The organism is Lawsonella clevelandensis (assembly GCF_003241315.1).
GTDB lineage: Bacteria > Actinomycetota > Actinomycetes > Mycobacteriales > Mycobacteriaceae > Lawsonella > Lawsonella clevelandensis_A.
Window position 1 is genome coordinate 306,084 of the sequence record NZ_QFOZ01000001.1, and the last position, 15,262, is coordinate 321,345.

The 15,262-nt window shown below is 48.9% G+C and carries 16 protein-coding genes; 10 read left to right on the forward strand and 6 right to left on the reverse strand.

The window, feature by feature from the left end; translation table 11 throughout:
- The first annotated feature begins 5 nt into the window (after positions 1-5).
- Entirely contained in the window at positions 6-302 is a 297-nt protein-coding gene (locus DI579_RS01390) for a helix-turn-helix domain-containing protein (protein WP_306558820.1), read from the forward strand.
- A gap of 161 nt (positions 303-463) precedes the next feature.
- Complete coding sequence (locus DI579_RS01395; protein ID WP_290595369.1) at positions 464-1,228, forward strand: PspA/IM30 family protein; 765 nt, start codon at positions 464-466, stop codon at positions 1,226-1,228.
- Positions 1,229-1,251: 23 nt separating this feature from the next.
- On the opposite strand, the gene DI579_RS01400 is transcribed toward DI579_RS01395, so the two are convergent.
- Genes DI579_RS01400 through DI579_RS01410 form a run of 3 tightly spaced genes read right to left on the reverse strand, consistent with a single transcriptional unit; the run spans position 1,252 to position 3,324 of the window.
- The gene (locus DI579_RS01400; RefSeq protein ID WP_290595368.1) at positions 1,252-1,887 is read right to left on the reverse strand and encodes an energy-coupling factor transporter transmembrane protein EcfT; all 636 of its coding nucleotides are present in this window, start codon (positions 1,885-1,887) and stop codon (positions 1,252-1,254) included.
- Positions 1,884-2,585 carry an energy-coupling factor ABC transporter ATP-binding protein gene (locus DI579_RS01405; protein ID WP_290595367.1) on the reverse strand — a complete coding sequence of 234 codons (702 nt, stop codon included), beginning with the start codon at positions 2,583-2,585 and terminating at the stop codon, positions 1,884-1,886. The genes DI579_RS01400 and DI579_RS01405 overlap by 4 nt, the downstream gene beginning before the upstream one ends.
- Positions 2,578-3,324: a biotin transporter BioY gene (locus DI579_RS01410; RefSeq protein WP_290595366.1), complete on the reverse strand. Its 747-nt coding sequence runs from the start codon at positions 3,322-3,324 to the stop codon at positions 2,578-2,580. Before DI579_RS01410 ends, DI579_RS01405 begins: the two co-directional genes overlap by 8 nt.
- Positions 3,325-3,412: 88 nt before the next feature.
- On the opposite strand from DI579_RS01410, the gene DI579_RS01415 reads away from it, so the two are divergent.
- The 4 genes from DI579_RS01415 (at position 3,413) to miaB (ending at position 7,029) form a co-directional block, all read left to right on the forward strand.
- Positions 3,413-3,637, forward strand: coding sequence for a DUF3046 domain-containing protein (locus tag DI579_RS01415; protein ID WP_290595365.1), 225 nt, complete (start codon positions 3,413-3,415; stop codon positions 3,635-3,637).
- A 155-nt stretch (positions 3,638-3,792) separates the two neighbouring features.
- The gene (recA, locus tag DI579_RS01420; RefSeq protein ID WP_290595364.1) at positions 3,793-4,854 is read left to right on the forward strand and encodes a recombinase RecA; all 1,062 of its coding nucleotides are present in this window, start codon (positions 3,793-3,795) and stop codon (positions 4,852-4,854) included.
- A 24-nt stretch (positions 4,855-4,878) separates the two neighbouring features.
- On the forward strand, positions 4,879-5,481 hold the full coding sequence (locus DI579_RS01425) for a regulatory protein RecX (protein WP_290595363.1): 603 nt from the start codon (positions 4,879-4,881) through the stop codon (positions 5,479-5,481).
- 75 nt (positions 5,482-5,556) lie between these two features.
- Positions 5,557-7,029, forward strand: a complete 1,473-nt coding sequence (miaB, locus tag DI579_RS01430; protein ID WP_306558815.1) for a tRNA (N6-isopentenyl adenosine(37)-C2)-methylthiotransferase MiaB — start codon at positions 5,557-5,559, stop codon at positions 7,027-7,029.
- Positions 7,030-7,135: 106 nt separating this feature from the next.
- Here the strand turns inward: miaB and DI579_RS01435 are convergent, their stop codons facing one another.
- Positions 7,136-8,473 (reverse strand): DUF349 domain-containing protein, encoded by a 1,338-nt coding sequence (locus DI579_RS01435; protein ID WP_290595361.1) that lies wholly within the window; start codon positions 8,471-8,473, stop codon positions 7,136-7,138.
- Positions 8,474-8,659: 186 nt separating this feature from the next.
- On the opposite strand from DI579_RS01435, the gene miaA reads away from it, so the two are divergent.
- From miaA to hflX, 4 genes are read left to right on the forward strand one after another with little or no spacing between them, the layout of a single operon-like run.
- Positions 8,660-9,577, forward strand: a complete 918-nt coding sequence (gene miaA / locus DI579_RS01440) for a tRNA (adenosine(37)-N6)-dimethylallyltransferase MiaA (protein ID WP_290595645.1) — start codon at positions 8,660-8,662, stop codon at positions 9,575-9,577.
- A 60-nt stretch (positions 9,578-9,637) separates the two neighbouring features.
- On the forward strand, positions 9,638-10,408 hold the full coding sequence (locus DI579_RS01445) for an IclR family transcriptional regulator (protein ID WP_303678575.1): 771 nt from the start codon (positions 9,638-9,640) through the stop codon (positions 10,406-10,408).
- A 13-nt stretch (positions 10,409-10,421) separates the two neighbouring features.
- Positions 10,422-11,291 carry a diaminopimelate epimerase gene (dapF, locus tag DI579_RS01450; protein WP_290595359.1) on the forward strand — a complete coding sequence of 290 codons (870 nt, stop codon included), beginning with the start codon at positions 10,422-10,424 and terminating at the stop codon, positions 11,289-11,291.
- The gene (hflX, locus tag DI579_RS01455; protein WP_290595358.1) at positions 11,284-12,669 is read left to right on the forward strand and encodes a GTPase HflX; all 1,386 of its coding nucleotides are present in this window, start codon (positions 11,284-11,286) and stop codon (positions 12,667-12,669) included. Before dapF ends, hflX begins: the two co-directional genes overlap by 8 nt.
- Here the strand turns inward: hflX and DI579_RS01460 are convergent.
- Both DI579_RS01460 and DI579_RS01465 read right to left on the reverse strand, forming a co-directional pair.
- A complete protein-coding gene (locus tag DI579_RS01460) occupies positions 12,655-12,915 on the reverse strand; it encodes an HPr family phosphocarrier protein (RefSeq protein WP_290595357.1) in 261 nt (86 codons plus the stop codon). The two genes, hflX and DI579_RS01460, sit on opposite strands and share 15 nt — an antisense overlap.
- Positions 12,916-13,004: 89 nt before the next feature.
- Positions 13,005-15,077 (reverse strand): fructose-specific PTS transporter subunit EIIC, encoded by a 2,073-nt coding sequence (locus DI579_RS01465; RefSeq protein ID WP_303678576.1) that lies wholly within the window; start codon positions 15,075-15,077, stop codon positions 13,005-13,007.
- Between the last annotated feature and the right edge of the window lie 185 nt (positions 15,078-15,262).

A 15,262-nucleotide genomic window follows, 5' to 3' on the forward strand; every position in this document is an offset into this window, starting at 1 on the left:
AGAGTGTGAACAATACAGTTAATACCGCAATAAACAATTCTTCCCCGCTTCTTCGCGAGGCATTGGGGACAGTTCTTCGTGCTTACCGTCTGGATGCTAATCGGACGCTTCGTGATGTTGCTGACAGTGCACGTGTGAGCTCTGGGTATTTATCCGAGCTTGAGCGCGGGCGAAAAGAAGTCTCTTCTGAGGTGCTTCGTTCAATCTGCGATGCTCTCGGAGTGAATCTAGCTGTAGTTTTACGTCGTGCTGCCTATGTGATGGGGCCTGAAGAAGACGTTACGCTTCATGCTGTCGCGTAGTCTTTATTTACTAGATAAGAAGTAACGACGTTAGCTGCGCTAGCTCTCCTCTATACGAACTGTTCTGTACTATCGGAGGTAGTACTTCCCTACAAGAAGTCTGTGCTCCACCCCTCAATAGGAGAGGGTGTACTGATGCGTATGTACGGTGAGGAGAAATGATGGCCAATCCTTTTATTAAGGCTTGGAAATACCTCATGGCGAAGTTTGACTACACAGTTGAACAGGATGCTGATCCTGCAATACAGATTGAGCAAGCAATTGCTGAGGTAAAACGTCACCACCAAGAGCTTTCCCAGCAGGCGGCAACTATTATCGGGAATCAGCGTCAACTGGAGATGAAGCTAGATCGCCAGCTATCTAGTGTGGAGAATATAAAAAATAACGTGAGGCAAGCACTCCTCATGGCTGAAGATGCACGTAGAAAAGGCCATGCTGAGCAAGCCCGTGACTATGAAAAGGCCGCCAACGCTTTCTCTGAACAGTTAGTGAGTGCGGAGAAGACCATTGCGGATCTCAAAGTGCTCCACGAGCAGACACGGGGGGCTTCTGATGCTGCCCGCGCTGCAGTAGAGCAGAATGCCCGTCTTATGGAGCATCAGCTAGCAGAGCGTACTAAACTCCTGAATCAGCTTGATCAAGTGAAAATGCAGGAAAAAGTTGCGCAGGCTGTGCAACAGATTAATGGGACAAATAGTGATAGTTCCACACCGAGCCTAGAACATGTACGGGATAAAATTGAGAGCCGTCATGCTCGCGCTATAGGGCAGACTGAGCTTGCTGATAGTGGTGTGGCACAACAAATGATGGAAGTGGAAGCAGTATCGGCAAAGACGCGTGCAAACACTCGTCTTGCTGAAATTCGTGCTGAAATGGCTGCGACTGGTGAACTTCCGCAACCTCATAACTCTTCTTCTAAGGGATAGAAGGCTAGTCAGTCGTATTCTTTTTACTTACTGTCGTGGTGACTATCTGAGTCGTCCATACCGCGAGCCAATAGCGCATCGCCCACTCCGTCAGCATGGCGTAAAACGCGGGATAGTACAGGGGTAATAAATGCTCGCAGGGAGCATCCTCCATCCCGAGACCATAAAGACTCCTGTACATCGGTGACGATAGCGGAAATAACCGGCACAGACTGTACAGTGAGCGCGAAAGCTAAGGCAATGCGTTCTGTAGGCACTTTAAGTTTCGCCAGAGGACGGAGGAGAACCATATATCCGTCTAGCATTTCTGTAACACGTGTCGTTAGAGAAATAACAATAGCGGCCAGGATACAGCAGAGAATAATACCAGTAATTCGTAATGCTTCCTGCCACGATACTGCCCACCATTGATACAAACCGATAAGGACAAGAAGCGGTAGCGTCGGCCATACCTGCTCCCATACGATCCGTACAGGAACACGTGTTATGAACAATAGAATGATGGCGATAGCTCCAGGAATACTAAGCCAGAGCACCTGACGGCAGCCAAGGCTGACAGCAAGTATCCACGCGATGAGTACCAGAATCTTGAGAACGGCAGGGGTGCGGTGAAGAAAACTATTACCAGGGTGATAGGTCCCCAAGACATAATTTTTCATAACAGTTTTGCGTGATCTTCCTCGACATCGATCAGTGTTTCATAAGCGTCGAGAGACTCTTGTGGAGTTCCATCGGCAAAAATAGTGCCATTGTTAATAACGATGACACGATCCATTTGGCGAAGTACGGAAAAATCATGTGAGACAAGCACTATCTGTGCATCTATACGTTGGAAAATGCGAAGAAGTCGTCGCGTATTACGAAGATCCAGAAGTGCAGTCGGTTCATCTGCCAGAATGAGGTCTGGTTCGATTGCCATAATCGATGCAATCGCAAGAAGTTGTTGTTGTCCTCCTGATAGTTCATGAGGTGAGCAATCAGCTCGTTCCGCTAAGCCGAATTGATCTAAATAATGAAGTGCGACGTTATGGCGTTCCTTTTTGTCTTTAATACGGCGGCGCAGTGAGAATTCCACGTCTTCGCAGAGTGTGGGCATAAGAATCTGTGTGCGTGGATCGGAGAAAATAAAGCCAGTGTGATGGCGTATCTCGGCACTTTTTTTACGAGTGTTATGTCCGTTGACAATAACGTCACCACGGGTGGGGATAACAAGTCCATTCATCATGCGGATAAGAGTGGATTTACCCGAACCATTGGGGCCGGTAATGCCAATACGGTGTTCGGAAAGGGTAGCGGTGATATGTCGTAGGATGACTGCACTCTCATAGGCGTGTGACACATCGTGTAGCTCAATCATGGGATGTGTACTCTTTGTCGGTGGAGGCAGTTTTATCAATGTTACCGGAGCTATTGGAACTATCAGGGATATTAACGGTATTAGCGGTATTGATGATAGGTGAGTCTGTTACGGCCGCATTATGTTCCGGGGAATCAATCTGGTCAAGAGCTGATTGTGCCTGGTCATCCTGGGTCTTTGCAGGACGAATATGGGGGAGAGCTTTAAGCTGGGCGGCAGTGACGGAGGCCGCCACGACTATTTTCAATAGGTCGCCAGGTAGATAGGCAGGCAGTGTGACGAGAGCTGCGGTGAAGGAGACATGCCCCACGATCATCATTCCAGCGATGCCACAGGCATAATTGACCAGGATTCCTCCCACGATGCCAGCCAGAATGTTGATGAGGACGTTACGTCCGGAACGCCAGCGGCTGATAAGTCCGATGACGGCAGCTGCTGGAAGGTATCCGAGGAAGAACCCTGCAGTGGGGGAGGTAATAGCGACAAGACCGGAACGTCCTCCAGCCAGAATAGGTAGCCCCGTGCACGCGAGGGCAATGAAGAGAAGTGCTGACAGCGTCCCACGACGAGCGCCTAATACCATTCCCATGAGAATAATGCCGAGATTTTGGACGAGGATGGGGACACCTAGTGGACCAGCGGGAATGGGTGGGATGAAGCCTAGAACGATAGTGAGTGCAGTGAAAACGGCGATATAGGCCAAATCTTTTGCAGAGGATGATTGCGATGTTTTGCTCATGTAATACCAGTCGTTAAACATTGTTCAATAGTTCTGTGATTAGAGCATATGCTACTTGCTAAAAAGACGCTAGGCTAAACGTGTGCGTATGACAGAATTTGAAGTAGCTCTCCACCGTGAATTTGGAGAAATGGTGGGAGATACTCTTCTTAACGATACGGTGCTCAGTGAGTTGGATGGAAAAACTCCACAAGAAGCATTAGATAGTGGATATGAAATCCGTGATGTGTGGCTTGCTTTGTGTCGTCATCAACAAGTTCCGGAAGAACGACAGTGGGGACCAGATATTGGTGCTGGGGACATGGTCGAATAAAGAATGAGAAACTGGACACGTTTCTCTAGAAGTAGAAATTCGAAAGTTTGTTCTATTAGACTGTGAATAACAAATTTTTTGTTACTGGGCTTTTTTATAGTGATTAGTGACAGCATCGGTAACAACGGTGAAATACCATAAAGGAGAAATAACTCATGGCTGCAGGAAAGCTTCCTGATCGGGAAAAAGCGTTAGAAAATGCCCTTGCCCAAATTGATAAACAATATGGGAAAGGCTCCGTGATGCGTCTGGGTGACGATCAGCACCAGGCTGTTGCAGCTATTCCAACAGGCTCAATTGCTTTGGATATTGCTCTGGGTATTGGTGGTTTGCCGCGTGGACGAATCATCGAAATTTATGGACCAGAATCATCAGGTAAAACTACTGTGGCTCTCCATGCAGTTGCCAATGCGCAAAAAGCCGGTGGTATTGCAGCTTTTATTGATGCTGAGCATGCTCTTGACCCGGAGTATGCACGAGCATTAGGTGTTGATACAGACGCATTGCTCGTCTCACAGCCTGATACTGGTGAACAGGCACTCGAGATTGCCGATATGCTCATTCGTTCTGGAGCGATCGATATTATTGTTATCGACTCGGTTGCGGCTCTTGTTCCACGTGCTGAAATTGAAGGTGAAATGGGAGATAACCACGTTGGTTTACAAGCCCGTTTGATGAGCCAAGCATTACGTAAAATGACAGGTGGCCTTTCTGCTTCAGGCACTACCGCCATTTTCATTAACCAGCTTCGCGAGAAGATCGGTGTCATGTTCGGCTCACCGGAAACAACGACTGGTGGTAGAGCACTTAAGTTCTATTCTTCAGTACGCCTTGATGTTCGACGCATTGAAACATTGAAAGACGGTACTGAACCAGTAGGTAACCGCACTCGCGTCAAGGTTGTGAAGAACAAGGTTGCCCCACCATTCAAACAAGCTGAATTCGATCTTCTCTATGGACAAGGTATTTCTCGTGAGGGATCTATCATAGATATGGGGGTTGACCAGGGATTTATCCGTAAATCTGGATCATGGTACACCTATGAGGGAGATCAGCTGGGGCAGGGTAAAGAAAAAGTACGGACCTATTTACGGGACAATCCCGCCCTGTGTGACGAAATTGAGGAGAAGATTCTCCGGAAACTGAAGATTGGGGCTTATGCTGCTGAACCGGATGAAGAAACTCAGGCTACTGAGGACGACTCTGTAGATTTCTAAGTAACATAGATTTCTCAGTAACCAATGAGTAATGATCGACGACAGCACACTCTTGAGGTACTGCGTCATGCTACCGAAAGTGTGCTGTCGAAGCCTCAGCAAAAATCTACTAGTTCTACTAGCGATAGCCTTAATGATCGAGCAAGGGAAGCAGCTTTACGGCTTCTTTCAGTACGGTCCCGAAGTAGCAAAGAACTAGCAGACCGACTACAAAGTAAAGGATTTCCCACAGATATCGTTGATGATCTCATTGAACGATTTGAGCGGGTTGATCTTCTCAATGATGAGAGATTCGCACACGAATGGGTTTCTTCACGGTCACGACATAGTGGTAGAGGAAAAGCTGTTCTGCGGCAAGAGCTTCGTCACAAAGGTATTGCACCTTCCATTATAGAAGCGGAGCTTGAGAATCTTTCCCCGTGTGTAGAAGAAGACACTGCACGAGCACTTGTCTCTCGTAAAGTGAAACTTATTGATGCGGCATCCCTTATTGAATGGGAGTTTTTTCAAAAACAACAGCGAAGGCTCTATAGCATGCTGGTGCGCCGTGGCTTTTCCAGTGAATTAGCACAGCGTATTGTTAACGAAGCTCTGGTAGCACATCGTGAGGGATACGACTCCAACTAAAGAAACACTCTTACGCTCAGGTACACTAGAAGACCTGCCTTGTCCTAAATACTATCCAGTGTGAAGGGGAGATCAGTGGAGCGCAGGCAATACGAAATTCGCACCTTTGGGTGCCAAATGAATGTGCATGATTCTGAACGTATAGCAGGTGTTTTAGAAGCCGATGGCTATATACCTTTCTCTGGTGAGGGAATCCCCGACCTTATTGTTTTTAACACCTGTGCTGTGCGGGAAAATGCAGCGAATCGGCTGTATGGAACACTAGGACTATTACGACCTCTAAAAGAAGAAAATCCTCATCTCCAATTCGCTGTTGGCGGTTGCCTCGCGCAAAAAGATAAAGATGCTGTTGTAGACCGTGCTCCCTGGGTTGACGCAGTATTTGGGACGCATAATCTTCGCTCATTACCAGTACTTTTGCGGCGTGCTCGTCACAATAAAGAAGCACAGGTTGAAATCTATGAGTCACTCAAAGAATTTCCCTCTACTCTTCCTGCCAAGCGTGAATCGTCCTACGCAGCATGGGTATCAATTTCAGTAGGGTGCAACAATACGTGTACCTACTGCATTGTTCCATCCCTACGTGGTAAAGAAATTGATCGACCACCTGCAGATATCGTTGCCGAAGTGCAGAGTCTAGTGGATGAGGGAATTCAAGAAATTACCTTATTAGGGCAGAATGTTAACTCCTATGGCATGAGCTTTGCTGATTCGCAACGTCCACGGAATCGGCAGGCTTTCTCTGAATTACTGCGAGCATGTGGAGAAATTCCTGGACTTGAGCGTTTGAAATTCACTTCTCCGCATCCTGCCCAATTTACTGAAGATGTTGTTCTGGCTATGGCGGAAACACCGGCTGTATGTCCACAACTGCACATGCCTTTGCAATCAGGATCAGACCGAATCCTACGGTCAATGCGGAGATCCTATCGGCAGCAGCGTTTCCTCAACATTGTCGACAATGTACGTCACTATATGCCGGATGCTGCTATTACTACTGACATTATTGTGGGTTTCCCAGGAGAAACTGAAGAAGATTTCCAAGAGACTCTCAATGTTGTCGAAAAAGTACGTTTTAGTAGCGCGTATACATTCCAGTATTCTCCTCGGCCTGGTACTCCAGCTGCGGAGATGGAGGATCAGATTCCGGCTGATGTTGTGCAAGAACGCTACGATCGGCTTATTGCGCTGCAGGAACGCATTACTCTTGAAGAAAATCAGAAGCTGATAGGCTCCACGCAAGAATTGCTTGTCACTGCCCATGATGGCCGTAAGAATAATGCCACTCATCGTCGGAGTGGACGGACTCGGTGTGGTCGCCTTGTGCACTTTACGCATCGGGGGAGTGAAACGGTACGGCCGGGGGATTGTGTAACGGTCTCTATTACGGGCGCTGCTCCACACCATTTGCTCGCTGACAACGGGGTTCTGTCAGTGCGGCACACTCAAGCTGGGGACAATTATGAAGCGGGTATTCAACCACAAGTAAAACCCGTAGGCGTTGGTTTAGGAATACCCACGTTTAGAACACTCGCTGATGAGAAATAACAGATAAGAAATAACAATTGTAGGGATGGGCTGTATCTACCAGACGGTATTGATCCTGCCCATCCCCACAATTGTTGTAGTGCTGATAATCTAGTTTGTCTATTATCTAGAGTTCGTTCAGAGAATTCTCAGCAGCTTTTGCCCATTCAGTCCATTGGGCAGCTTGTGCACGAGCCTTTTCTGCATCCTTTGTACGGCCTGCTTTGTCGGCTTTTTCTGCCTGTGCTTCAAAATCTTTCACACGGTTCCAGAATTGCTGTGCACGAGCCTGTACTTCCGGATCAGTCCTCTGCCATTCAGCCTTTTCAAGGTCTGTCACATGGCGTTCGAGACTACGGATAGCATCGTCAAGGGGGCGCATATCAGCGCGCGGAACTCGTCCAATTTCTTCCCATTTGCCCTCCAACTCATTGAGGAGAGTACGTGCCTCTTCACAATCACTCGCATTCTTGATACGAGGGGAGTAAGTGTTGAGAAGCTCAGTTTTCGCAGCACCATTTGCGGCAAACTCTGAATCTCGCTCGTCGAGGACAGCTTTTCGGCGGTCGAAGAAATGGTCTTGTGCCTTCTTGAAGCGTGCCCAGAGGGAATCATCCACATCTTTTTGGGCGCGACCGGCTTTCTTCCATTCCTGCATAAGACGGCGATACTCACTAGCAGTATCGCTCCACTCTTCCGAGTCCTGTAGTGACTCCGCTTGAGAAACGAGTTCTTCTTTCTGACGAGCTGCAGTAGCGCGTACTCGATCTAGTTCCGCAAAGTGGGAGCCGCGGCGACGGTTAAAACTTTCACGGGCACGAGAGAATCGTTTCCACAGTGCGTCATCTGTTTTTCGGTCGATTCCATGAATCGTCTTCCACTCTTCGAGGATCTCCCGCAGACGATCGCCTGACTGCTTCCAAGTTGTAGCAGATTCACCGATGGCTTCTGCCTCTTCCACAAGCTTTGTTTTTCGCAGAACGGCAGCTTCACGTTTTTGCTGTCGCTGTTCTTTAGCTTTCTCTTCCGCTGTAAAAGAGTGCGCAATAATATCTTGTAGGCGTTTATCTAGGGCAGCAATATCACCGATAACTGCAGCAGTGCTTAAAGATGCTTTGAGGTCCTCCGCATGTTTACGTGTTGTAGCAGCTTCTGCAGGATGACTGTCTAGCCGTCGTTCTAGGAGTGCTACTTCAGTAACTAAGTCATCATAGCGGCGACCAAAGTGGGCGAGACCTTCTTCAGGTGCTCCTGCCTGCCACGTTCCGATAAGACGCTCTCCGTCAGCTGTTTTTACCCATGCAGAACCGTCATCGTCAACATGACCCCATTTTTCCGGTTGTGATCGTGGGGGGATAACGACTGAGCTGCGGCGACGTAATTGTGCCGGGTTAGGGGCTGCGGCTCCCGCACCAGGGATGGGGTGGGAAGACGAAGGGGTGGGAGACGGTGTGGTATCGGACATTACTGCCTCATCTCTGCCGCGCGACACGGCTGCCAAAGTGAAACTACAGCGCATTCTCTTGTGAAAATGTGCGTATCTTTAGGTTAACGGCTTAACCCATACTTTTTTCTAAAAACTGCAAGAATTTCGAGATGTGAGAGGATAGGGGGAGCTCTCATCATAGAAAGATCTGGTGTAATGCCTGCAATGCCATCGTCATCGCCTACTCCACTAGCTGTGATTGGCCCGACCGGATCGGGAAAATCGGCTCTTGGTATTACTCTTGCTGAGCGATTCGGTGGAGAAATTGTTAATTGTGATGCTATGCAGCAGTACCGCGGTATGGATATTGGTACAGCAAAAACTCCTGTGGCAGAAAGACGGGGTATACCTCACCATCAGATCGATGTATTAGATGTGACGGAAACAGCGACAGTTGCACGCTATCAGGAGGCCGCCCAGCTAGATATTGAGCGTCTTCTTAAAAGAGGAGTTGTTCCCATTATCGTGGGCGGCTCTATGTTGTACATTCAATCGCTTCTGGATGATTGGAAGTTTCCTCCCACTGATCCGCAGGTTCGTGCATATTGGGAAGATCAGCTTGCGAAGCGAGGTGTGGCAGACCTGCATCGGGAATTAGCGCAGCGGGATCCTGTTGCGGCACGCACAATTCTGCCGACAGATCCACGTCGTACTGTGCGGGCATTGGAGGTTATGGAACTTACCGGTCAACCTTATACGGCGTCGCAACCACAGCGTGGCGCTCCGCCACGGTGGAATACCCACATAATTGGTCTTTCTGCGGATGTGGAATGGCTTGATCCCTGCTTACTACAGCGAACAAAACGAATGTTCCATGATGGTTTGGTGGAAGAAGTACGTGAGCTGTGTGGGAGAGGCTTACGGGATGGTACGACAGCTGCCCGTGCTATTGGGTATAGCCAGGCACTTAGTGTTATTGATGGGGATAGTACTGTTGATGAGGCTATTGACAGTACCTTTATTGCGACGCGTCGTTATGTTAGGCGTCAACGTTCCTGGTTTAAACGAGATAACAGGATAAACTGGTTCTCAGCATCCGCAGATTCTCTTGTTGACGATGTGTGTAGTGCGATTTCCTCATGATAGGAAATGTAGCTGTCCGCGATAACGTACAAGCTTTTACACGATAAGGATAAATGGCAGATGGTTGATGAGTCACTCTTCCGATATAGCGGTGATGACTCGAAGCGTGGGCATGTCCAGTCGGTGGATCGTTCTCTTCAGTTACTTGATGCATTGGCCGATATGGGGGGAATAGCGTCTCTTTCAGATCTCGTTGTGCACACCAGCCTTCCCGTTGCCACAATTCATCGTCTTATTGGGACAATGCGGGATGCCGGTTACGTGAGACAAGAAGCAAACCGTCAGTATGCGCTTGGTGTGCGTCTGGTGCGGTTGGGGGAAAGTGCTAGCCGGCTGGTGGGCGATTGGGTGAAACCTACTCTCCAAAAGCTGGTAGATTCCACCGGAGAAACTGCCAATATGGCCATGCTTGATGGCAATCAGGCTATCTATATGGCAGGTGTGCCTTCTCCGCATATGATGCGTATGTTTACTGAAGTTGGGAGACGTGTCGGAGTCCACAACACAGCAGTGGGGAAGGCTCTTGTGGCATGTCTCGACGATGCCACTATTATGCGCATGTTGGAAACGCAGGGGATGCGTCCGGATACTGAACACACAATTACCAATCCAGAGAGGTTTCTTGAGCATATTCGAATTGTTCGCGAAGCTGGATATGCCACCGATGAACAGGAAAAGGAAGCCGGGGTACGTTGTGTAGCGGTTGCCCGTGTTGTTGGTTCTACACCTATTGCTCTTTCCGTATCTGGGCCGGAGGCTCGTTTTACTGTGGAGAAACGTAATGCGGCAGTGACGATTCTCCAAAACGCAGCAAATAGTATTCTCTGCTAGCAAAGGTTACTGCATGTTTTTTCTGAAAGCTCACGGTACACAGAATGACTTTATTGTGCTTCCGGATCCGGAGTGTACGGTGCGTCTTACCGCTTCTTCTGTTGCTCACCTGTGCGATAGGCGGCAAGGAATTGGAGCAGATGGTGTCATTCGGTTAAGCCGTGCACGCGATCTTCTTTCTGCGGGCGAGCTCATGGAGCTTCCCGAAGGAGTAGATCCAGATGAATGGTTTATGGACTATCGCAATGCTGATGGTTCTTGCGCAGAAATGTGTGGGAATGGGGCCAGAGTATGTGCGCATGTTCTTCTCACACAAGGATTGCTTCCGGAAGATACTACCCAGGGAGCATTTGGGACACGGGCTGGACGTAAAAAGTTTCGGGTATATGGGCTCAGCCATGATGGCCTGATCGCGGACGTTGAGATAGCCATGGGGAAGGTTGACTTGCGAGGTATTTCCTCGGCTGATTTTGCGGGACGGCATATCGCTGGTCTTGCTCTTTCGGTAGGAAATCCACATTTGGCATGTGTACTTCCTGGTTTAACTGTGGAACAGTTGGCAAGCATGGATTTTCGTCATGCTCCTGGTATCGATCCCGAGATGTTTCCCGCTGGCACTAATGTGGAAGTTCTTACTCCACTTGTTGACGGTCATGTCACCATGCGTGTCTATGAGCGTGGTGTGGGGGAGACGAAGTCGTGTGGTACTGGCACAGTAGCAAGTGCTTTTGCGGCTCTTGCTGATGCTGGAGTGGAGAATGGCACCGTATCCGTCAGTGTTCCCGGTGGTGAATTACAGGTGAAATTCACTCCAGATAATAGCTTCCTCCGTGGTCCCTCTGTTATCGTCGCCGAAGGAGAGTATTTCGAACCTTATGCATGAACCAACCCGCGGTGAGATGGAGTTAGAGGAGCGATCCTCTTTACGCCATGTGGTGGGCCTTTCCACCGAACTTCAAGATGTTACTGATGCTGAATACCGTGAACTGCGGCTTGAGAAAGTCGTATTAGTAGGGGTGTGGACGGAAGGTTCAGTAGCGCAAGCGGAAGCGGCCATGGCAGAGTTGGCTGCACTATCTGAAACTGCGGGTGCGGCAGTACTTGATGTCCTCATTCAGCGACGTGATAAACCGGATCCAGCAACATATATCGGATCGGGAAAAGTCCGGGAAGTAAAACAGGTAGTAGACGAACTGGGAGCAGATACAGTGATCTGCGACGGTGAGCTTTCTGCCGGACAACTTATTGCCTTAGAAAAAGCGATCAACGTTAAGGTTATCGACCGTACAGCTCTTATCCTTGATATTTTTGCACAGCATGCTTCCTCTTCCGAAGGTAAAGCACAGGTGACACTTGCGCAGATGGAGTACATGCTGCCGCGGCTACGCGGTTGGGGCGACACGCTATCCCGACAGGCGGGTGGCCGGGCAGGCTCTAATGGCGGTGTTGGTTTGCGCGGTCCTGGTGAAACGAAGATAGAAACGGACCGTCGACGTATTCGTCAACGAATGGCGAAATTACGCCGTGAATTAGCGGATATGAAGATGTCTCGGCAAACAAAGCGCCAGCGTCGGCATACAGGAGATACACCCTCCGTCGTTATTGTAGGGTATACGAATGCCGGTAAATCTAGTTTGCTTAACCGGATTACGGGAGCCGGAGTACTTGTCCAGGATGCCTTATTCGCAACTCTTGACCCTACAACTCGTCGGGGTGAATTACCCGATGGTCGAACAGTGGTGTTTACCGACACTGTAGGTTTTGTACGATACCTACCTACACAGTTAGTTGAATCGTTCCGTTCTACTTTGGAAGAAGTAGCAGATGCCGACATTGTTGTGCATGTCGTGGACGGTTCAGACGATTTTCCTCTGCAGAAGATTGAATCAGTCAATGCGGTACTTGCCGATGTTGTTGCCGACTATGGGATTGAATTACCTCCGGTATTAACTGTCGTCAATAAGTGCGATGTAGCAGAGCCTATTACATTGGCGCAGTTGCGGAGTGAAATACCCAATACAGTTTTCGTATCTGCACATTCAGGAGAGGGGATAGAGGAGTTCACACAGGCTCTCTCGCGTTTATTAGATATGCGGGAGACAACTGTCCACGCGCTTATTCCTTATGATCATGGGGAGGTCGTGTCTCGGCTACATGAACATGGGCGTGTACTTAGCGAAAAACACGGACCCGATGGAACAATCATCGAGGCCCGTGTTCCGCATGCGTTAGCGCAGCAGCTTCAATTATTCTGCGTCTAGATCTTTTTCAATAAGATCCGCAATAGTATTAACTGCAGCGACGTTTTCTGACGCAACTGTTACAGTCTGACCGTGTTCTACTCCCAGGCTCATAATGAGGAGCGCAGAAGTGGCATTCACTGGTTCTTCGCCTTCAACTGCGATCGTAATCTCTTCATCGAATTTAGCGGCGGCATCGGAGATAATGCCGGCAGGGCGCGCGTGCAGGCCAATGGCGGAGCCAACAACAACATCTTTCGCAGTCATAATTCCTCTGGTCTCTGTGAAGCTTACGACAATGATTCTAGTTTATGCTCGGGTAAGTATGAAAAGTAGCGATTGTGTCTCCTGTGGTTTTATTCGCTGGTAGGTTGAACGGCACTTTTTTCTTCTCGCTTATGGTGGGCAAGTGCCTTTAAGAGGATAACGACCACTGCTGTTACGAGCGTTCCTGCTGCTATTGCTGCAAGAAAACCTAGCGGGTTGTCCATTGCAAAGATAACAAAAATACCGCCGTGGGGAGCCCGGCACCCTACATGAAGTGCCATAGAAAGCCCTCCTGCAGTAGCGCCGCCGAGTATTGTTGCCGGAAGTACCCGCAGTGGGTCTGCAGCCGCAAAAGGAACAGCCCCTTCTGTAACAAAAGAAAAGCCCAACAACCAGGCAGCTTTTCCATTTTGCTGTTCATTGCTGGTAAAAAGTTGCTTACGTAGTGTTGTTGCCAAGGCAAGGCCCAGTGGTGGGACCATTCCTGCAGCCATACTTGCTGCCATAACCGCGAAAGCTCCACTAGATTGTGCGGCTAGACCTGCAGTGGCAAAAAGATACGCCGATTTGTTGATAGGTCCGCCCAGGTCAGAACAGATCATGACACCAAGTAGCACTCCTAGGAGAACCGCTGAAGTGTCATTCATACTGGAAAGCCAGTTTTGTAGTCCTGTCATTGCCCAGGCCAGTGGTGTGGCAAGGCCAAATATCATAAGTGAGCCGACGATTAGGCTACCTAATAATGGCAGAATTACCACCGGCATAAGTGTTTCTAACCACTGTGGAACAGGAATAAGGCGGAAGAGTAAGACAACAAGTCCCCCCAATAGTCCAGTGACTATTCCTCCCAAAAAACCTGCTCCTAGCAGTACTGACACTCCGCCGCCTACAAATCCAGGGGCAATAGCTGGCCGTCCACCTAATCCATAAGCGATATACCCAGATAGCACCGGCACAATAAAATCCATTGCCATCTGGCCTAGTGAATAAAAGACAGACCCTATGTAGAGGGGAACCCCACAGCGGCTCGTTGTTAGTGTGCCGTCACCTTGTGCTCCTAACAGATAATGCATGTGAGGAGGAAGATCGCTTAAGGAATAATGTAGAAGGACTTGTCGGGCTACGTTACTTACCTCGTACCCTCCAATAAGAAAACCAAGCGCAATAAGTAAACCACCAGCTGCAATGAAAGGAATCATGTAGCTGACGCCCGTCATAACTGCCTGTCCAACACCTGACAATTTTCCGCGGAATGATGATGGAATGCTCTTAATAAAAGCTGTACGACTGCGATGGGGGCGATTACGGTGCGCGTTTTCGCTACCGAGTCCCGATTCTCCACGAGAAAGTCGTGCGAGTTCAACTGCTTGTTGAATAACAGTGTTGGGAGAATTTAAGGCTTGTCGTACTCCCACAGAAATTGAGGGGAGATTAACGAAACGTTCCCGATCTTTGATGGACACATCAGAAGCAAAGATAACGACGTCAGCGTTATCTATTTGCCGCTGGGTTAGCTGGGTATTGTCTCCTGCTCCTTGTGTTTCAATATGGAGGTCAACATTGGGAAAATTATTGCGGACAGATTGCTCAAGGGCTTCTGCTGACATGTACGTATGCGCAATACCGGTAGGGCAGCCTGTTACTGCAAGAAGCTTTAATTTGTTATTACGAGCGGGTGCAGGGGGAAGAAGCGGTCCCGAATTACCTAGTGGCCCATTGAGAAGCTGAAAAACCTCAGTTGGGTCTTCAGCTGTACGTAATTGCGCAAGTACTTCGTCATGGACAAGAGCTCTAGCTAACCGTGAAAGTAGTTTCGTGTGGCTAATAAGCCCATCAACGGGGGTCGCTAGGACGAAGATAAGATCAGCAGGACCGTCATTGGCTCCAAAATCAACGGGGTGGGAAAGCCGTGCGAAAGCAATAGTTGGGAAGGCAATAGCTTCTGTACGACAGTGGGGGATAGCTATTCCTCCAGGGAGGCCAGTTGCCGACTTATCTTCCCGAGCCTGTATATCGTGAGCTAACTGTTCAGCATCACCGGAGCGGCCAATATCTTGTATCCGCTGGGCTAAAGCAGTAATAACATCGCTTTTTGACTCCCCTAGATTGGCGTCGAGAAGGATGGCGTCTGTTGACAGAATGGTGAGAAAACTAGGCGCCATGGCGGTTCTCATACCTTTCTGTCATACGGTACATGACGATAGTACGTTTGGGGATGCTAGAGGTTGATAATGATGAGTTTGTAGGGGAGTAAGGGAAGTACTGATACCAGATTAGTAGGGCTTATTTTGGCAGATTGTGGAATATGTGTGTGGGAGAGGGCTCCGCAGTACTGCTGTTGTGGTAA